Below are 17,798 nucleotides of genomic sequence, written 5' to 3' on the forward strand. Positions count from 1 at the left end.
ACGTCGCGGGTGGTTGGCGAGAACTCCACCGTTTCATCCGCGCGAAAGGAGCTGGTTGGCCTCGACGAAGATGATGTGCGCATGTGCGCGGGCTTTCCGAGCGCCAGCAGCCCCACGGCTGATGGCGGTTCGATATGGGCCTATCGGCGCGACATGCCGCGCGGAAACTGGAATGTCGTCAATCCATCCTTCACGCTGTTCGGCTCCATTCCCGCCGTCAACACGTCGCGCAGCGGGTCTTCGGGTGGCAATTGCAGTACCCAGTTCAGGTTTGCCGATGGCAAACTGAAGCAGGTCGAGTTTGCCGGCGACAACAATACCGCAACCGACCTCAATGGCCTATGCGTCAGCATGATCGACAACTGCGTCGTCTATGCCCGGAACCAGAAATCGAAATGATCGGTGACCAAGAAGCCTGAAACGCAAAGAGCCACGCGTGGCGTGGCTCTTGTCCTGTGGCGTTTCTGGTCGTGTTACTGGCAGACGCGGATGGATTCCATGTGCCAGCCGCCGTCATAGGCATTCGGCACGCGGCGGTCCTCGAACCAGCAACGCGGCGGCGGGGGTGGTGGCGGCTCGACATAGCGCGGGCCGCCATTGGCAAGCGCGCCGCCGATCAAACCGCCGATGACGCCGGCTGCCAGGCCGCCGGCGATCACGGAACCCTTGTCGCTGTGGTGATGGTGGCGGCGCTCTTCGCGCCAACGCGGCGGTGGGGGCGGCGGTCCACGACGGTCCCAATGGGGGCGATGGCCATCACGGTACTGCGCCATGGCGCTGCTGGCCGGTGCAAGTACGGCGCTGACGGCCAGCATGGCCGAGAATGCGGAAAGAGCAAGCTTCTTCATAGATGGTGTCCCTGGGCGCCAACCTTCGTGGCGCTTCGTTATGCGACAATGCGCCCGCCTGCCTTAACGAAACTTGAACGATCTTGCTGCTTTGGGGCGATGCTGATCTAGCGGCACGGCAAACAGCTCCGCCGCTTCGCGATTGGTGCCAATCGTGAATGGTATGGGTGTCCATCTTGCAAAAATCCTGGCTGTCCTTCAGGCTCTCCCTGTCCAATATCGGACAGGATGAGGATTAGAATCTTCTTATTCGAGGGGCCGGCGCTGAATTCATGATGAATCGCGGCGTTAACCCTGCTGCGCCGCCTGCATTTCTGCCGCCGCCTCGTCATCTTTCTCTGTCGCTCGCTGATAGGCGTCACGAAGCGCGAGCCGTCCGAAATACTGTTCGAAGGCCGGGCGCTTCTCGATCGATCCGAATTGCAGTCCCCAGCCGATCTGTGACCCGACATAGACGTCGGCAGCTGAGAATTTCTCTCCGGCGATGTAGGAACTTGTTCGGACGGCAAGTTCGAGTCCGTCCATAACATCGGCGTAAGAGCCATAGCCGACCATCCTTTCGCGTCCGGCCGGTACTTCGAAACCGAGCGCCCGGTTGCTGACGGCAGCCTCCAGCGGGCCGGCGGCGAAGAACATCCATCTGTAGTAATTTGCGCGGTCGGCGGCCGGCGGGGCGAGGCCCGCTTCCGGAAACGCGTCGGCTAGATAGGCGCAGATGGCCGCGCATTCCGTTACAACCCGCTTGCCGTGCACGACAGTAGGTACCTTGCCCATAGGGTTGAAAGCCTTGTAACTGTCGGATTTCATCGTCGTGCCGAAATGCAGGATTTCCGTCCGGTAGGGCACGCCCACCTCTTCCAGCATCCATCGAGCTATACGGCCGCGCGACAGCGGGTTTGTATAGAGTAGGAGATCATCTGCCATCCATCTTCCTCCTGTGATCGCCTTTGTTTTGGAGCGCCAGGCGACACATTCAAGATGTCTGGCAAGATGGAAAATGAAACTTTGGTCTCTGCTATAGAGGCTTCCTGTACTGGATGAAGCCTGGGGCAACCGCGACCCGATCATACAGACGGCGCGCTGAGTCGTTCTTCTCCTGTGTCAGCCAGTAGAGGCGGCCGGCATTCTTGTCGCGTGCCAGAAGGGCAACCTTTTCGATCAGGGCCTCGCCGACGCCGCGACCGCGTTGGCTCAGAATCGACATAGAGATCCTGCAGGTAGCAGGTCGTGTCCGGCAGCCAGGTGGAGCGGTGGAAGAGCGCATGCACGATGCCGACAAGCTTGCCTTCGTCGAAGGCGCCGAGTGCGTGCATCGGCTCTGCCTCGTCGTGGAAACGCGCCCAGGTGATGTCGTACTGTTCTTTCGGAAGCTCGGACTCATAGAAGCTGATATAGGCCTCGAACAATGGCTGCCATGCCTCGCGATCGGATGGATCGAGCGGACGGATTTCAACGGGGCGACGTGCGGACATGCGGAGCCTCCTGCGCAAACAAAAACGGCGGGGAAATCCCCGCCGCAATACTTAGCCGAAAAACGATCGCTTAGGCAGCCATCGCCTTCTTCAGATTTTCATCGATCTTGTCGAGGAAGGCAGTGGTCGAGAGCCACGGCTGATCCGGGCCGATCAGAAGCGCCAGATCCTTCGTCATGAAGCCGGCTTCGACAGTGTCGATGCAGACCTTTTCGAGCGTCAGGGAGAACTTCGTCAGTTCCGCATTGTCGTCGAGCTTGGCGCGGTGCGCGAGGCCACGGGTCCATGCAAAGATCGAGGCGATCGAGTTCGTCGAGGTTGCCTGACCCTTCTGGTGCTGGCGGTAGTGGCGGGTGACCGTGCCGTGTGCGGCTTCGGCTTCCACCGTCTTGCCATCCGGCGTCATCAGGACCGAAGTCATCAGGCCGAGCGAGCCGAAGCCCTGGGCAACGATATCGGACTGGACGTCGCCGTCGTAGTTCTTGCACGCCCAGACGTAACCGCCGGACCACTTCAGAGCGGCAGCAACCATGTCGTCGATCAGGCGGTGCTCGTACCAGATCTTGGCAGCTTCGTACTGTTCCTTGAACTCGGCGTCGAAGACTTCCTGGAACAGGTCCTTGAAGCGGCCGTCATAGGCCTTCAGGATGGTGTTCTTGGTCGACAGGTAGCAGGGAACGCCGCGCTGCAGAGCGTAGTTGAACGAGGCGCGGGCGAAATCCTTGATCGAGTCGTCGAGGTTGTACATGGCCATCGCGACGCCTGAGGACGGAGCGTCGAACACTTCGTGCTCGATTTCCTTGCCATCTTCACCGACGAACTTGATCGACAGCTTGCCCTTGCCCGGGAACTTGAAATCGGTGGCGCGGTACTGGTCACCGAAGGCGTGGCGGCCGACGATGATCGGCTTGGTCCAGCCCGGAACGAGGCGCGGCACGTTCTGCATGATGATCGGCTCGCGGAAGATGACGCCGCCGAGGATGTTGCGGATCGTGCCGTTCGGGCTCTTCCACATCTTCTTCAGCTTGAATTCCTCGACGCGGGCTTCATCCGGCGTAATCGTGGCGCACTTGATACCGACGCCATGCTTCTTGATGGCGTTGGCGGCATCGATCGTCACCTGATCGTCGGTGGCATCGCGGTTCTCGACGGAGAGGTCGTAATATTCGATGTCGAGATCGAGATAGGGAAGGATCAGCTTGTCCTTGATGAGCTGCCAGATGATGCGGGTCATCTCGTCGCCGTCGAGATCGACGACCGGGTTCGCTACCTTGATCTTCTGCATGGACTTCCTCTTGTCGTAAGCGGGCCACATTCGGCCCAAAAATGATCAATACGGGGTGCGCTATAGCACCGCAGCACGGTGGTGCAAAGGCGTGACACAGGGATTCCGCCCATTTGCGCGAGATTTCGGGATGCGCTCGAACGACACTGGGATTACAATCAAATTGGCCATTGCCAAATGACGGTTCGGGGGTAATGTCCGGCCAACATTCGCCCCACCAATCGCCCTGGAAATCGGATTGCCAACATGCGCTCGTTGCTGCTCGCGCTCACCCTTTCATTTCTCTCGACGGTCTCCATGGCGGCAGACGCCATCGACCCCGTCAACGAGGTGATGAAAATCACCGAAGACAACTGGAAGAGCAACGACAGCGACTGGAAGTTCATCTTCGACGCCGATCCGCTTGCCCGCCTGTTCAGCAAGCGCTTCCAGGCGGCCTATGCGGAAGCCGCAAAGCACCCGGCCTATGAAACGGAAAACAATCAGCCCGGCGATCCCTTCGGTTATGATGTAGTCACCGCCTCGCAGGACGGCTGCCCGCTGGAGGAGGTCAAGACTGTTCCGGCCGCGCCGGTTGATGGCAAAACCAGCATCACCGTGACGTTCAAGCAGTGGACCTGTGTTGATGACAACGACCTGAAGAACAGCCTTTCGGAAGTGCGTTTCGACGTCATCGATGAGGATGGCAAGCCTGTCATCGACGACATTCACCGTGTCGCCGATGGCGAAAGCGATTCCTGATCGAGGAAATGCAGTCGATCGCCACGGGAGAGTGATATCGGGCGGCTTTCGGATATGCTGGCTCTCTCGTCACCCTTGAGGGCGAATGCCATTGTTTGCTGATAAAAGGCGGATAGCGGTGAGCCACATCTCGGCTCTATTCAATCGCCTCCTGGCGTCCGATCCCGCCCTGTCGCGGGTCAAGATGGGCGCCCGGGTGACGCTTACCATCCTGGTTTCGATCCTCGTCCTGATCGGAATCCATTCTACGCTGGTGGCCCTACCGCCGATTTCCTATGCACTCGCGATCGTGCTCTCGATCGAAGGCGGCGTGGCAGTGCGTGACCGGACACCCTCCGAACAGGCCAGGACGCGGCTGATGGGCTGCGCTGCAAGCCTCTTCTGCATCACGCTTGCTGCGCTGTTGGAAGGCAACCGCATCGTCGCGGATCTTACCTTTTTGGGTGTGATCCTGGTGGCGAGCCTGGCGCGCGTCTATGGCCAGCGCGGCTTTGCCGTCGGCATGTTCGCCTTCATTTCCTATTTCATCGGCGCCTATCTCAGGCCGTCGCTCAGCGATCTGCCGCTGGCGGCACTCGGGCCTCTTGTCGCGGTTTCCTTTGGACATCTGATCCGCACCTATCTGTTCCCTGATGACTGGCGCCGGGATCTCGGCGAAGCGCTTAAGGCGATCCAGCAGAGGGTGGCGGACATCCTGCTGCATCTCTCGGCCTTGCCAGAGACGGGCGCAATGACGGAGCGGGATCGGCTCGATCTGCGCCAGAGGAGGAGCAGCTGAAGGATGTCGTGCTGATGGCGGAGGGACTTCTGCCGCGTCCTGCGGAAGGCACGGATGCTTCTGCGGATGCACCGCTGACGGCGCTGTCGATTGCGCTCTTCGATATCCACCTTGCGGCCGAAAGTGCGATTGTCACCGCTTCGGGTGCGCGGGCATCCCGCAGCCTTGTCAGTGCCGTGATGCGGGGCGACGTTGCAAAGGCGAATGAGATTGCCGGAATCTATAAAGATCAGGGGCATGACGAGCCGGTAGCGCAAAGCATCAAGGCTCTTCTCTGGCTGCAGCGCGCCTCGGCGACATTGACGAAGACGGTCAATGAGGGCGCCTTGTCGCGGCTGGAGGCTGATGGCCCGGACGCGTCAAAATCGCCGGCAAAACCGGATTTCTCCTGGCGCAATCCGTTGGTCCGGGCCGCAGTTCAGATCACCATTGCCTCCGGCATTGCGATGGCCTGCGGCCTGACTTTGTCGCGGGAACGCTGGTTCTGGGCCGTACTGACCGCCTTTCTGGTCTTCAACAACACGCGGTCTCGCGGAGATGCTGCGATACGAGGCGTACAGCGCTCCGTGGGAACTCTTTTCGGCATCGTCATCGGGCTTGGCGCCGCGACCTTGCTGGCCGGGCATACCGCCGCGACCGTCGTTCTCGCCTCGGCCGGGGTGTTCCTGGCCTTCTATTTCCTCCAGGTTTCCTACGCGGTGATGAGCTTTTTCGTCACCATCGTGCTTTGTCTCGTGTACGGCCTGATCGGCCAGTTGACGCTGGAAGTGCTGTTCCTGCGCGTCGAGGAGACCTTGATCGGTGCCGTTGCCGGCATCTTCGTCGCCTTCGTCATTTTTCCTTCCTCGACCAGATCGACCGTCGAACTGGCGCTTGCACGCTGGTATGACAGTCTCGGGCAATTACTGGATGCCGTGCGGGCAGGCGAGGGGCGCTACAGGCTGATCGAGCTGGCAAGCCGGGTGGATAGCGCCTATCGCGATCTGACCGTCGCGGCACGGCCTCTCGGCAGCGCATGGTCGTTGGTCACCCGGCCGGGGCCGATCCGCCAGACCCTGGCGGTCTTCCTCGCCACCTCCTACTGGGCGCGCATTCTGGCCCGGGATTTTGCCGATACGGCAAAACCTGCCGATGCCGAACTTCTGCGTGCTATCGATGAGGCGAGGGCGGTCCTCGACAAGGCGGCGGCGCGAGGCGCCGATTGCTTTTCGACCACGAAGCCGAGGCATGCAGCGACCGGCGCTGCGGCATTGCCCGCCTCTCCGGAAAGCGCCGCTTTGGGCGCAGATATGGTCGCCAATCTGCTCAATCGTTTATATCCGTCCAATCCGGACGGACCCAGGAACCAATAACCGGCTTGCCGTCGCCGCGTCGGAGGGCTATTTGCCCGGCAAAAGAACAAGCGGAAGCGAATATGTCAGGAACAAACAGCGAGCGCGAACTGATCGCCGAAGGCCCGGCCATCATTCTGGTCGAGCCGCAGCTCGGAGAAAATATCGGGATGGTGGCGCGCGCCATGGCCAATTTCGGCCTGGCCGAGCTTCGCCTCGTCAATCCGCGCGACGGCTGGCCGAGCGAGAAGGCGCGTTCCGCCGCCTCCAAGGCCGACCATGTCATCGATGGCACCAAGGTCTACGAGACACTGGAAGAAGCGATCAGCGACCTGAATTTCGTCTATGCGACGACTGCGCGCGAGCGTTACGGTTTCAAGCCGGTTCGCTCTCCCGTCTTCGCGGCCACGACGCTGCGCGAAAAGTTCAAGGCGGGCGAGAAGACCGGCATTCTCTTCGGCCGCGAACGCTGGGGCCTCAACAACGAGGAAGTGGCACTCGCCGACGAGATCGTCACCTTCCCCGTCAATCCGGCCTTCGCATCGCTCAACATCGCCCAGGCCGTGCTTCTGATGTCCTATGACTGGATGAAGTCCGGCATCGACGATCTGGAGGAAACCCGCTTCCAGCCGGTCGAGCAGAACCCTTCCACCAAGGAACAGGTGATGGGCATGTTCGAGCATATCGAGGAAGCACTCGATGCGCGCGGCTATTTCCATCCGGCTGAAAAAAGCCCAAAATGATCGACAACCTGCGTGCGGTCCTGTCGCGGCGGGCCTTTACCGAGCAGGAGATCAGCGTCTTCCGTGGCGTGATCAACTCGCTTGATCGTTTTCCGCGCAAGTGGGCAAGGGCGGCGACGCCAAGGCAAAAAGCTGCTGACGCCGGGGAGAGCGCGGGGAATGACGGCGAAGAATGAGCTGAAACCGGTCCTGATGTTCGATTCGGGCATCGGCGGGCTGACGGTTCTGCGCGAGGCACGTGTTCTGATGCCGGAGCGCGGTTTTATCTATGTCGCCGACGACGCTGCCTTTCCCTATGGCAGCTGGGAGGAGGGCGCTCTGCAGGAGCGTATCCTCACCCTCTTCGAAAGGCTGATCGCCGATTATCGGCCCGAAATCTGCGTCATCGCCTGCAACACCGCCTTCACCCTTGCCGGTGCCGCGCTGCGGGAAAAATTTCCCGACATGACCTTTGTCGGCACGGTACCTGCGATCAAGCCGGCGGCCGAGCGTACGCGTTCGGGCCTCGTCTCGGTGCTCGCGACCCCCGGCACCGTCAAGCGTGCTTACACCCGCGATCTGATCCAGTCTTTCGCCACGCAGTGCCATGTCCGGTTGGTCGGTTCCGAAAACCTTGCCCGCATGGCGGAAAGCTATATTCGCGGCGAGGCGATTTCAGATGAGGCGGTGCTGGCCGAGATCGCGCCATGCTTCGTCGAGAAGGATGGCGACAAGACCGACATCGTCGTGCTCGCCTGCACGCACTACCCGTTCATGGCCAACGTCTTTCGCCGCCTGTCTCCCTGGCCGGTCGACTGGCTTGATCCAGCCGAGGCGATCGCCAGACAGGCGCGCCGCAAGGTTCCGCTCGTCGATGGCGCCGAACACCCGGACGATTACGACTTCGCCGTATTCACTTCCGGCAATCCGGATTTCGCCACGCGTCGCCTGATGCAAGGCTTTGGCCTAACGGTTTAAGGCGCAGCCGATCCGCGCCTATTGGTCACTCGTCCTCGAATATGGTCTCTATCGGTAGCGAGAAGAGCCGGGCGATCTTGAAGGCCAGCGGCAGGCTCGGGTCGTAGCGCCCGGTTTCCAGCGCATTGATCGTCTGCCGCGAAACGCCGAGAAGGGCGGCAAGTTCGCCCTGCGACCAGCTTTTTCCGCACGCAGATCTCGAATTCGGTTTTTCATCGGTTAGCGATAGCGCCGGTTGCCAATGATCGTGCCGATGACCCAGAGCACTGCCATGACCGGCCAGACGAGAAACATCGAAACCTTCTCAAAGCCTGTCACTTCGAGAAAACCGTAGCTGAAGGTGATGAGCGCCGTGCCGGCAAAGGCAAAGCCCATGGCCTCCAACTGGATGCGGCGCTGCAACTCGTCCATGCGCCGCAATTGTCTCAGCACGACCCAGCACATGGCAAACGCCGGGATCATTGGGATAAGCGCGAGAATGGAGCGTAGCGCGGCCGTCTCTACCCGCGAAAGAAGGAAGATCGAAAGGAACAGGCAGGCCATGTAGGACACAAGTGCGGCGGCAAATTCCCTGAAATAACGAGATCCGGTGCATAGCGACCTCCTGTAAAGCTAACTTTACATCAAGACTTTTGCTCTGGATGTCAAGCGTGCTTTACATTTGGGTCTGTATCGTTGTTCTGCTGATCTCTGTGAACTCAAGAATCCCGAGCTTACTGTTGCGCATTCGCCACGTTAACATGCTTGAGTGCAATTTTCGATTGTGAGCGCTTGCGCGTTCCAAAACTCCGTGTCATGTTCCCACCGTCCGCAACTCAAAACAAGGGAGCGCATTGATGACTGTATTTTACGCCTATACGCGCCTCCTCGGCGGATCCAACCGAACCACCGGCGGCAACCGTCCGCGACCTGTGATCGGGATGGCCTTCTGGGGCTGATTGCGCCCGGAATCTGCCTTCTGGCATCTTTCTTTATATCAATCTGACGTGCCCGATGTGACCGCGTAACGGCTTATGCTGTCCGCATTTTCGCGTGCGTCGCTTCCAACCTCGAAAGGACCCGGTCGCTCGCGCGTGCCGGGGCGGAAAAGCTATGCGTGAAGCACACGTAATGGTTGCCGACATCCTGTCGGCAGAAATGGACGCACTCTATAGGCGGCACGGGCCGTGGAGCCTAGTGCGGGCACTCGTCGTCATTGTGGCTCGCCGGTCGGTCGGTCGGAAGGTCAATCGCTCGGTCGATCTAGACAATCATATCCGCAGGGATATCGGCCTGCCGCCGCTCTCTCCGGAGGTCGACCGTGTTCTCGAAGCGCGCTTCGAGCATTGGAGACAGTACCTGTGAGCGCCGGTGTCATCTATCGTCGGCTTGAACTGGCGGACATGGCCGCCGCGTCGCGCGTGTTCCGAAGCACGTTCGATCAGCGGCTGCCATGGCTCGCGAGCCTGCATACGCCGGATGAAGATCGCGGGTTTTGGCAGGATCATCTTTTCTCGACCTGCGAAATATGGGGCGCCGAGCAGACGGGCGAACTGCTCGGCGTCATCGCATACCGCAAGGAGTGGGTCGAACAGCTCTATGTACTCCCGGCTGCGCAGGGGCAGGGCATAGGCATGCGATTGCTGGATCATGCCAAGGCCGCAAACGACGCGCTGTCTCTCTGGACGTTCCAGAGGAATGCCGACGCTCGGGCGTTTTATCACGGGCAGGGCTTTGCCGTAGTCGCGGAAACGGACGGATCGGGCAATGAAGAGAGGGAGCCGGACTTGCTTCTGTCCTGGCGTCGCATCGGCTGAATACCACCGCTTGCCACGCATTCGTTTCCGTGGCTTGGTCGATTTAACATGAGGAGGAAATAATATGTCCATCGAACACTGGCTCGCTTTTGTCGCGGCGTCCGCAATCCTGCTGGCGATCCCTGGCCCGACCATCCTCCTCGTCATTTCCTACGCGCTGAGCCATGGCCGCAAGGTGGCGAGCGCGACGGTTGTCGGCGTAGCGCTCGGCGATTTCACCGCCATGACCGCCTCCATGCTCGGCCTCGGCGCACTGCTTGCAACCTCCGCCATGCTGTTCACTTTGCTGAAATGGGTGGGTGCGGCCTATCTGATCTATCTCGGCATCAAGCTCTGGCGCGCGCCGGTCTCCGAGCAAGCGGCCGCCATCGATGACGCGGATGCGTCAGCCGTTCGGCCCTTCCGAGTGTTTCTGCACACCTATGCGGTGACGGCGCTGAATCCGAAAAGCATCGTCTTCTTCGTCGCCTTCCTGCCGCAGTTTCTCGATCTCACGAAGCCGCTCTTCGTCCAGATGGCCGTGTTCGAAATGACCTTCCTCGTTCTGGCGACAATCAATGCCGCACTTTATGGCCTTCTGGCGTCGATGGCGCGCAACACGATCCGCAAGCCGAAGGTCCAGCGCATCGTCAACCGCACCGGTGGTTCGCTGATGATCGGGGCGGGGCTCTTGTCGCTCGGTTTCAAGCGGGCTGCGGCTTAATCGCAAAGCCTGTTGATTTTCGCACTTGCCCGGCGAAACGAATCCCGTTCTCTGTTATGGGGACGGTTCGGCGAATTGCGTCACCGCGAAGAGACCGCCGACAGATCATCATAAGACGGCATACGAGGTAAGGCATTGCAGGTCGGAATCGATATGGGAACTGTGACCGGCGGCCAGCCGGCCAAGCTCGATATCGAGGAGCTGCTGGCCACGCGCCTGCTCGTGCAGGGCAATTCCGGCTCGGGAAAATCGCATCTCCTGCGCCGTCTTCTGGAACAGTCCGCTCCTGGGTGCAGCAGGTCGTCATCGATCCCGAGGGCGACTTCGTCACGCTGTCCGATAAATACGGCCATGTCGTCGTCGATGGCGAGCGCACCGAGGCGGAGCTTGCCGGCATCGCCAACCGTATCCGCAAGAACCGCGTCTCCTGCGTGCTCACGCTCGAAGGTCTCGACCTCGAAGAGCAGATGCGCGCTGCCGCTGCATTCCTGAACGGCATGTTCGATGCCGATCGCGATTACTGGTATCCGGTCCTCGTCGTCGTCGACGAAGCGCAGATGTTTGCCCCGTCGGTCGGCGGTGATGTCTCCGAAGACGCCAGAAAGATGTCGCTCGGCGCGATGACCAACCTGATGTGCCGCGGTCGTAAGCGCGGTCTGGCCGGCGTCATCGCCACGCAGCGCCTGGCAAAGCTTGCCAAGAACGTCGCGGCGGAAGCTTCCAACTTCCTGATGGGCCGTACCTTCCTCGATATCGACATGGCGCGCGCCGCCGACCTTCTCGGCATGGACCGCCGTCAGGCGGAAATGTTCCGCGATCTGAAGCGCGGCAATTTCGTAGCGCTCGGTCCGGCTCTGTCGCGTCGCCCGCTGCCGATCGTCATCGGCAATGTCGAGACGTCGGCGCGTTCGTCCAGCCCCAAGCTGATGCCGTTGCCCGATGCGCCGCAGGATGTCGAGGATCTGATTTTCACGCCGGACCCGGAAGAATTCGCAAGGCCGATCACCGCCGTGCGTCGCCCGACGCCCGCACCGCGTCCCACTACCGATATTCTGGCCGAACTGTCGCGCTCGACGCCCGCTGCCATCCAGCCTGCGGCAAATGAATCGCGCACGCCTATGCCCGAACTTTCGGAAGAAGAGCGGGAGGAACGCCTGATGGCGGTTCTCTCGGAAATCCTCGACGATCCGCAATCGGCCTACCGCACCGATGCCGTTCTTTATCAGGACTTTCTCGTTCGGGCCCGCATGCGCCGTCTGCCCGGTCCGCCGATCTCGCTCAGCGATTTCCGCCGGCGCACCGCGATCGCCCGTTCCGGCGTCGATGCGGCGATGGCCGCAAGCGATAGCTGGGCAACGGTCCTGTCCTTGTCCAACGGCGTGTCCGACGATCTGCAGGGCGTTTTCCTGATGATGGCGAAGGCAGCTCTTGGTGGCGAACCTTGCCCGTCGGATGCCCGCATCGCCCGCGCTTACGGCACCCATTCGGCCCGCCGCGCCCGCCGTCTTCTTGGCTATTTCGAGGAGCAGGGTCTGATCGTCGTTCACGCGGATTTCGCCGGCAAGCGCATCGTGGCATTTCCGGACCTGCAGGCGGAGACCGCACCCGGTGCCGCAGAGGCGCCGGATGAGGATGATGCCAAGATCGCCGCAGAGTGATGTGAGGCCGACCTTATGACAACACCCCGGCAGGTTCTGCCGGGGTGTTGTCGTTTCTAGGCTTGGGAGGCCGCACTATGCCTTCTGCCGATCGTCCTTCGTCGCCCACAGCGAACCGATGATGCCGGTTGCCAGGATGGCGATGGTGACGCCGAGAGAGATCGATGGCGGGATCTTCGATATGCCCAGCATGTCGGCGACGAAGATTTTCGAGCCGACGAAGATTAGCACCGCAGCCAGCGAATATTTGAGATAGGCAAAGCGGTGCATCAGGGCCGCGAGCGCGAAATAAAGCGCACGAAGGCCGAGGATCGCAAAAATGTTCGACGTGTAGACGAGGAACGGATCCGTGGTGATGGCAAAAATCGCCGGGATCGAGTCGACCGCGAAGACGAGGTCGGCCAGTTCCACCATGATCAGCGCCAGGAAGAGCGGCGTGACGAAAGTCTTCAATGCGCCGGTCTTGTCATCCTTCTGTTTGACGAAGAAGCTTTCGCCATGCAGCTCCTTGGTCACCGGCAGGCGGCGACGCAGGAATTTCAGCATCGCATTGTTGCCGATGTCGCTTTCGTCATGGTCCGACGACACCAGCATCTTGATGCCGGTGAACACCAGGAAGGCGGCGAAGAGGTAGAGAACCCAGTGGAAGTTTTCCACGATCATCGCGCCGCCGGCGATCATGATGCCGCGCAGCACGATGACGCCGAGAATGCCGTAGAGCAGGACCCGGTGCTGATACTGTCGCGGAATGGCGAAGTAGGAGAAGATCATCGCGATGATGAAGATATTGTCCATCGCGAGGCTCTTTTCGACGACGAAGCCGGTGAGATATTCCACCGCGGGCTGCTGTCCCTGCTGGAACCAAATCCAGCCGCCGAAGGCGATGCCGATCGCGATATAAAACGCCGACATCAACAGGCTCTCCTTAACGCCGATCTCCTTAGAATCCTTGTGCAGGACGCCGAGATCGAGGGCCAGAGAGAGAGTACGAGTGCAATGAAGATCGCCCACATCCACGTGGGCGTGCCGAGAAAATCCATGTAAAGGAGATCCATCAGTCAACCTTATCCGGACGAGGTTGGCTTTAAACAGGATCCGACATCACGCAGTGTCCGGAATACGCCAGAGGGGCCCGGATCCATGGTCGCGTAGATAGGGGCACGGCACCGCGCATTTCAAGGGGCATGCAGTTGACATTTCCATGACAGCCGCCTAAAGACCCGCCAGCGCCGGGTTGCAAAGCCCGGTGTTTTTGTTGACATGTCCCGTGGTCCTCTCCGATCGCTTTCGTGAGAGACCTGTCAGAGCTCCTAAATCGGGGTTCAGAGGAGGGCGTGTTTCCTTGATCCGGTTTGGCAACAAACCGGTGAAACCGTTTGAAAGGAAATGCGATGAGCAAGCGCGAGATCGTCCAAGTACAAAATCGACCGCCGTATGGGCGAAAACATCTGGGGCCGTCCGAAGTCCCCGGTCAACCGCCGCGAATACGGCCCGGGCCAGCACGGCCAGCGCCGCAAGGGCAAGCTCTCCGACTTCGGTGTTCAGCTGCGCGCCAAGCAGAAGCTGAAGGGCTACTACGGCGACATCCGCGAGAAGCAGTTCCGCGCGATCTACGAAGAAGCCAACCGCCGCAAGGGCGACACCGGTGAAAACCTGATCGGTCTGCTGGAATCGCGCCTCGACGCCATCGTCTACCGCGCCAAGTTCGTTCCGACGGTCTTCGCTGCCCGTCAGTTCGTCAACCACGGCCACGTCACTGTCAATGGCGTCAAGGTCAACATCGGTTCCTACCGTTGCAAGGCCGGCGACGTCATCGAAGTCCGCCAGAAGTCCAAGCAGCTCGTCACGGTTCTCGAAGCCGTTTCGCTCGCTGAACGCGACGTTCCGGACTACATCGAAGTTGACCACAATAAGATGGTTGCCACCTACGCTCGCGTACCGGCTCTCTCGGATGTACCGTACCCGGTCATCATGGAACCGTCGCTGGTCGTCGAATTCTACTCGCGTTAATCGCGACGAAAACTTTTCGAAAATGGCCCCGCAAGGGGCCATTTTTTATCTGCGCTCCGCAAATGCGGTTCATCCCGGCAAGGCTGTCGTGCAAGATTCTGTTTTGGGCCGATAGTCTGCCTGGCGACGACAGAGAGTCGCGGCCGGGAGTTGCCATGTTGATCATCCTGAGCGGGTTGCCGGGAAGCGGCAAGACGACCATCGGCAAGGCGCTGGCTACCCGCTACGGGGCGGTCTATATCCGCGTCGACGAGATCGAACATGTGCTCAGGCGTGATCTGTCGGACGGTCGGGAGATCGGCGCGGCTGGATATGTGGTCGCCCATGTCATCGCATCATCCAACTTGAAAATCGCCAATATGGTCATCGCCGACAGCGTCAATCCGGTGGCCGAGAGCCGCGCCGGATGGCGGGAGGTCGCGGCTCGCCTAGATCTCCACAGCCTCGATGTCGAGATCATCTGCAGCGACGAGGAAGAACATCGTCGCCGGGTGGAGACTCGCGTGCTGGATATCGACGGCTTGCGCCCTCCGACCTGGGAGGAGGTCTGTTCCCGCAACTATCTACCCTGGTCGGGCGAGCGCCTTGTGCTCGATACGGCCGTTCTTTCGGTTGAAGACTGTGTCGAGCGGATCGAGGCTGCGATCGACAGTCTCAGCGGTAGAACCGGACTATCAGGTGGACGACGAGGATAATCAGCCATAGCCCGAGGGCGGCCGCGCCGTAAGGGATGGTGATGAGCATCAGCCATCCCAGCACGCCCAAACCGTATAGTGTTTCCCCATAATCCGTCCCGCCGATCACGCAAGGGTAGGTGCGGCTTTCGTCGAGTTGGCAACCTGCTGCATCCGCGATCGCGCCGGCGCCAAGCGCCGCGATCACGGGAAAGGTGGCAAAAGCAGGATGGCGGCGAGGCTGATCCCGTAGATCGAAATCAGGCTGCGCCGCCGTCCGGCCATCAGACTTGTCTCTGATGGCGCCGCATCATTTCGATGCGGCCTTCTTCTTTTCCGATTTGACGGTCTCCTCGACGGTGGTCGATGTCGTCGTGTCGGTCAGCTTGACCGTGTCGGCGGGCGCGTCCTTCTTCTCGCCCATGCGGTTCCAGGCATCGAGGCCGGCGATCTTGTAGGCTTCGGCGAGCGTCGGATAGTTGAAGGTGTTCTCGACGAAATATTCGACAGTGCCCTTGAGGTTAAGCACCGCCTGGCCAATGTGGACGAGCTCGGTTGCGCCTTCGCCGACGATGTGGACGCCGAGCAGCCGGCGGGTCTTCAGGGAGAAGATCAGCTTCAGCATTCCGGTATCGAGGCCCATGATGTGGCCGCGCGAGGTTTCCCGGAAGCGGGCGATGCCGCATTCGTACGGGATGCCGCGTTCCTTCATTTCCTCTTCCGTCAGGCCGCAGGTCGAGATTTCCGGCACGGCATAGATGCCGTAGGGGAAGTATTTCTGCGGCTCCATGGCGATGGCGCCGACGGCGACACGGGCTGCGATACGGCCCTGTTCCATCGAGGTGGAGGCAAGGCTCGGGAAGCCGACGACGTCACCGGCTGCAAAAATGCCGGGAACGGATGTCTCGAATGTTTCCGGATTGACCCGGAGACGCCCGCGACTGTCGGCCTCGAGGCCTGCTGCGGCGAGGTTGAGCGTGTCGGTTGCGCCCATGCGGCCGGCTGCATAAAGCACCATGTCGGTGATGATCTTTCGGCCGCTGTCGACCGTGACGGAAACCTTGCCGTCCGGCAGTTTTTCCACCTTCTCGGCCTTCTGGCCGAGCAGCAGCTTCATGTTGCGATCACGCAGCTGATAGGTGAAGTCCTCGACGATCTCCTTGTCGATGAAGTCGAGCATGGCCGACTTCGGATCGATGACGGTCACGGCCGTGTCGAGTGCGCTGAAGATCGTCGCATATTCGATGCCGATGACACCTGCGCCGATGACGACCATGGAGCGGGGCAGGGAGTGGATTTCGAGCAGCTCGTCGCTGTCCAGCACGGTCTTGTTGTCGAAGGGTATCGATTCGGGGCGATAGGGACGTGTGCCGACGGCAAGCAGGATGCTCTTGCCTGCAACATGAATGATGTCGTCGTCATCCTTGACGATCTGCATCGTATCCGGTGCGACGAAGCTTGCCTTGCCGCGGATGTGCTGCACGCGGTTGCGTGCGAACTGGTGTTCGAGCACTTCCACTTCATGATCGAGCGTGATCAGCAGGCGGCGACGCAGGTCTTCCGCGCTGATCTCCTGCTTGACGCGATAGGACTGGCCGTAGAAGCCGCGCTCTCGCCAGCCGGAGAGGTTGAGCGCGGTCTCGCGCAGCGTCTTCGACGGGATCGTGCCGGTATGGACGGAAACGCCGCCGACCCTGCGGCCCTGTTCGACGACGAGAACCTTCTTGTCGAGCTTTGCCGCCTGGATGGCTGCCCGACGTCCTGCCGGACCGCTGCCAATCACGATGAGGTCGTACTGGTTCATGAATTTCTCCGCTTGCGCTTTGCTGGCTGCAGTCAGCTGAAACAACTGAGACCCACTCTACACTCCCATTCTAAAATTTTGATTGCATGGAGGAAAGTCTGAAAAAATCAGCAAAAGTCCAAAAATGAGCAGCCGCGTGAATTGCTGAAAAAATGTCTTGACGGGTGAAGTCCGATGCTCTTTCTTGTGACCAATTGCTAATTGGTTCAGAGAATGGTCCCGAATTGAGTGCCCCCGCTGACAACTCGTATTACGCTCTTGTGCGCCTCAGGGAGATGATCTCCTCGGGCGAGTTCGGCAGCGAAGGGCGCCTGCCGACTGAGCGCGCTCTTACGGACAGTCTAGGCGTCAGCCGTAGGGCGGTCCGACGAGCTTTGGAGGTGCTGGAATCCGAAGGGCTGATCTGGCGCCGGCAGGGTGCCGGTACGTTCGTCGGCGAGCGCCCCGATGACTGGAGCGGCCATGTCGAGGCATTGGTGGCCGGCACCGATCTCATGGAGATCATGGAGGTCCGCTTACGGATCGAGCCGCAGCTGGCCCAGCTGGCCGCGATGCGTGCAAAGCCGTCCGAAGTCGAGCGTATGCGCTCGCTGGCGGAAAAGACCGGCCAGAGCACCGATGCCGATTCCAAGGAGTTATGGGATGGGTCGCTTCACCGCCAGATAGCCCAGAGTGCCGGTAACAAGCTGTTCCTCTCCATCTTCGATGTGATCAACCGCATTCGTCAGGACGATGCCTGGCAGTCGATCCGCGAGCGCGCCCGCCGCACCGGAACCAATGGCCGCACCTCCTATGAACAGCACATGGCGATCGTCGATGCGATTGCCGCGCGCGATCCCGGCAGGGCGGGTGAAGCCATGCGCACGCACCTGCTGATGCACCAGGAACGCTTGATCCGCGCGACCTCTCTCGAAAGCCTCGACGAGGCGAGTGGAGCGCGGATCTCAAAGACAGGGGAGGAGACGCCGACGCGCTGAGCGCCGCGTCTTGATCCGTTT

Annotated in this window: 15 protein-coding genes and 6 pseudogenes; 12 read left to right on the forward strand and 9 right to left on the reverse strand. The window is 60.5% G+C overall.

Translation table 11 applies throughout. From position 1 onward, the window contains the following. Nucleotides 1-9: 9 nt before the first annotated feature. Entirely contained in the window at nucleotides 10-399 is a 390-nt protein-coding gene (locus N7E02_RS24630) for a hypothetical protein (protein WP_286580250.1), read from the forward strand. A 74-nt stretch (nucleotides 400-473) separates the two neighbouring features. Here N7E02_RS24630 and N7E02_RS24635 read toward each other — a convergent pair whose 3' ends face one another. From N7E02_RS24635 to N7E02_RS24650, 4 genes and pseudogenes are all read right to left on the reverse strand, one after another. Further along, nucleotides 474-848 carry a hypothetical protein gene (locus N7E02_RS24635; RefSeq protein WP_286580253.1) on the reverse strand — a complete coding sequence of 125 codons (375 nt, stop codon included), beginning with the start codon at nucleotides 846-848 and terminating at the stop codon, nucleotides 474-476. 288 nt (nucleotides 849-1,136) lie between these two features. Next, nucleotides 1,137-1,772 (reverse strand): glutathione S-transferase family protein, encoded by a 636-nt coding sequence (locus N7E02_RS24640; protein WP_286580257.1) that lies wholly within the window; start codon nucleotides 1,770-1,772, stop codon nucleotides 1,137-1,139. A gap of 91 nt (nucleotides 1,773-1,863) precedes the next feature. Further along, nucleotides 1,864-2,320, reverse strand: a pseudogene (locus tag N7E02_RS24645) (GNAT family N-acetyltransferase). 70 nt (nucleotides 2,321-2,390) lie between these two features. Further along, nucleotides 2,391-3,605 carry an NADP-dependent isocitrate dehydrogenase gene (locus N7E02_RS24650; protein WP_286580259.1) on the reverse strand — a complete coding sequence of 405 codons (1,215 nt, stop codon included), beginning with the start codon at nucleotides 3,603-3,605 and terminating at the stop codon, nucleotides 2,391-2,393. Between the two features lie 246 nt (nucleotides 3,606-3,851). Here N7E02_RS24650 and N7E02_RS24655 point away from each other — a divergent pair, with 246 nt between their 5' ends. The 4 genes and pseudogenes from N7E02_RS24655 (at nucleotide 3,852) to murI (ending at nucleotide 8,155) form a co-directional block, all read left to right on the forward strand. After that, entirely contained in the window at nucleotides 3,852-4,346 is a 495-nt protein-coding gene (locus N7E02_RS24655) for a hypothetical protein (protein WP_286580260.1), read from the forward strand. An 85-nt stretch (nucleotides 4,347-4,431) separates the two neighbouring features. Then, a pseudogene (locus tag N7E02_RS24660) lies at nucleotides 4,432-6,476 on the forward strand (FUSC family protein). A 62-nt stretch (nucleotides 6,477-6,538) separates the two neighbouring features. Next, nucleotides 6,539-7,374: pseudogene (locus tag N7E02_RS24665) on the forward strand (RNA methyltransferase). Further along, nucleotides 7,358-8,155, forward strand: a complete 798-nt coding sequence (gene murI, locus N7E02_RS24670) for a glutamate racemase (protein ID WP_286580263.1) — start codon at nucleotides 7,358-7,360, stop codon at nucleotides 8,153-8,155. The pseudogene N7E02_RS24665 and the gene murI overlap by 17 nt, the downstream one beginning before the upstream one ends. Before the next feature lie 25 nt (nucleotides 8,156-8,180). Here murI and N7E02_RS24675 read toward each other — a convergent pair whose 3' ends face one another. Together N7E02_RS24675 and N7E02_RS24680 are read right to left on the reverse strand one after the other, a co-directional pair. After that, nucleotides 8,181-8,438, reverse strand: coding sequence for a helix-turn-helix transcriptional regulator (locus N7E02_RS24675; protein ID WP_445344468.1), 258 nt, complete (start codon nucleotides 8,436-8,438; stop codon nucleotides 8,181-8,183). Next, on the reverse strand, nucleotides 8,375-8,698 hold the full coding sequence (locus N7E02_RS24680) for a hypothetical protein (protein ID WP_286580265.1): 324 nt from the start codon (nucleotides 8,696-8,698) through the stop codon (nucleotides 8,375-8,377). Before N7E02_RS24680 ends, N7E02_RS24675 begins: the two co-directional genes overlap by 64 nt. A gap of 549 nt (nucleotides 8,699-9,247) precedes the next feature. Here N7E02_RS24680 and N7E02_RS24685 point away from each other — a divergent pair. The 4 genes and pseudogenes from N7E02_RS24685 (at nucleotide 9,248) to N7E02_RS24700 (ending at nucleotide 12,312) form a co-directional block, all read left to right on the forward strand. Continuing rightward, the gene (locus tag N7E02_RS24685; protein WP_286580268.1) at nucleotides 9,248-9,499 is read left to right on the forward strand and encodes a hypothetical protein; all 252 of its coding nucleotides are present in this window, start codon (nucleotides 9,248-9,250) and stop codon (nucleotides 9,497-9,499) included. A 38-nt stretch (nucleotides 9,500-9,537) separates the two neighbouring features. Continuing rightward, on the forward strand, nucleotides 9,538-9,951 hold the full coding sequence (locus N7E02_RS24690; protein WP_286584023.1) for a GNAT family N-acetyltransferase: 414 nt from the start codon (nucleotides 9,538-9,540) through the stop codon (nucleotides 9,949-9,951). Nucleotides 9,952-10,015: 64 nt separating this feature from the next. Next, on the forward strand, nucleotides 10,016-10,654 hold the full coding sequence (locus N7E02_RS24695) for a LysE family translocator (protein WP_286580270.1): 639 nt from the start codon (nucleotides 10,016-10,018) through the stop codon (nucleotides 10,652-10,654). A gap of 135 nt (nucleotides 10,655-10,789) precedes the next feature. Beyond that, nucleotides 10,790-12,312, forward strand: a pseudogene (locus tag N7E02_RS24700) (helicase HerA domain-containing protein). A 75-nt stretch (nucleotides 12,313-12,387) separates the two neighbouring features. Here the strand turns inward: N7E02_RS24700 and N7E02_RS24705 are convergent. Then, nucleotides 12,388-13,367 (reverse strand): annotated as a pseudogene (locus tag N7E02_RS24705) (TerC family protein). A gap of 336 nt (nucleotides 13,368-13,703) precedes the next feature. Between N7E02_RS24705 and rpsD the strand changes: the two are divergent. Further along, nucleotides 13,704-14,322 (forward strand): annotated as a pseudogene (rpsD, locus tag N7E02_RS24710) (30S ribosomal protein S4). Between the two features lie 155 nt (nucleotides 14,323-14,477). Next, complete coding sequence (locus N7E02_RS24715; RefSeq protein ID WP_286580275.1) at nucleotides 14,478-15,017, forward strand: P-loop nucleotide/nucleoside kinase family protein; 540 nt, start codon at nucleotides 14,478-14,480, stop codon at nucleotides 15,015-15,017. Here N7E02_RS24715 and N7E02_RS24720 read toward each other — a convergent pair. Together N7E02_RS24720 and sthA are read right to left on the reverse strand one after the other, a co-directional pair. Next, nucleotides 14,977-15,204 carry a hypothetical protein gene (locus N7E02_RS24720; protein WP_286580277.1) on the reverse strand — a complete coding sequence of 76 codons (228 nt, stop codon included), beginning with the start codon at nucleotides 15,202-15,204 and terminating at the stop codon, nucleotides 14,977-14,979. The genes N7E02_RS24715 and N7E02_RS24720 overlap by 41 nt on opposite strands. Nucleotides 15,205-15,306: 102 nt before the next feature. Beyond that, the gene (sthA, locus tag N7E02_RS24725) at nucleotides 15,307-16,800 is read right to left on the reverse strand and encodes a Si-specific NAD(P)(+) transhydrogenase (protein WP_286580280.1); all 1,494 of its coding nucleotides are present in this window, start codon (nucleotides 16,798-16,800) and stop codon (nucleotides 15,307-15,309) included. A gap of 275 nt (nucleotides 16,801-17,075) precedes the next feature. Here sthA and N7E02_RS24730 point away from each other — a divergent pair, with 275 nt between their 5' ends. Further along, nucleotides 17,076-17,777 (forward strand): FadR/GntR family transcriptional regulator, encoded by a 702-nt coding sequence (locus N7E02_RS24730; protein ID WP_286584024.1) that lies wholly within the window; start codon nucleotides 17,076-17,078, stop codon nucleotides 17,775-17,777. Nucleotides 17,778-17,798 lie beyond the last annotated feature (21 nt).

It is taken from the genome of Terrirhizobium terrae, assembly GCF_030323265.1.
GTDB lineage: Bacteria > Pseudomonadota > Alphaproteobacteria > Rhizobiales > Rhizobiaceae > Neorhizobium.

Bases quoted from the DNA above. Each gene is read 5' to 3' on its own strand.
- N7E02_RS24690 (WP_286584023.1), top strand. From the start codon at position 9,538: ATGGCCGCCGCGTCGCGCGTGTTCCGAAGCACGTTCGATCAGCGGCTG.
- N7E02_RS24650 (WP_286580259.1), bottom strand. From the start codon at position 3,605: ATGCAGAAGATCAAGGTAGCGAACCCGGTCGTCGATCTCGACGGCGAC.
- sthA (WP_286580280.1), bottom strand. From the start codon at position 16,800: ATGAACCAGTACGACCTCATCGTGATTGGCAGCGGTCCGGCAGGACGT.
- N7E02_RS24715 (WP_286580275.1), top strand. From the start codon at position 14,478: ATGTTGATCATCCTGAGCGGGTTGCCGGGAAGCGGCAAGACGACCATC.
- N7E02_RS24695 (WP_286580270.1), top strand. From the start codon at position 10,016: ATGTCCATCGAACACTGGCTCGCTTTTGTCGCGGCGTCCGCAATCCTG.
- N7E02_RS24685 (WP_286580268.1), top strand. From the start codon at position 9,248: ATGCGTGAAGCACACGTAATGGTTGCCGACATCCTGTCGGCAGAAATG.
- N7E02_RS24730 (WP_286584024.1), top strand. From the start codon at position 17,076: ATGATCTCCTCGGGCGAGTTCGGCAGCGAAGGGCGCCTGCCGACTGAG.
- N7E02_RS24635 (WP_286580253.1), bottom strand. From the start codon at position 848: ATGAAGAAGCTTGCTCTTTCCGCATTCTCGGCCATGCTGGCCGTCAGC.
- N7E02_RS24655 (WP_286580260.1), top strand. From the start codon at position 3,852: ATGCGCTCGTTGCTGCTCGCGCTCACCCTTTCATTTCTCTCGACGGTC.
- murI (WP_286580263.1), top strand. From the start codon at position 7,358: ATGACGGCGAAGAATGAGCTGAAACCGGTCCTGATGTTCGATTCGGGC.
- N7E02_RS24680 (WP_286580265.1), bottom strand. From the start codon at position 8,698: ATGGCCTGCCTGTTCCTTTCGATCTTCCTTCTTTCGCGGGTAGAGACG.
- N7E02_RS24640 (WP_286580257.1), bottom strand. From the start codon at position 1,772: ATGGCAGATGATCTCCTACTCTATACAAACCCGCTGTCGCGCGGCCGT.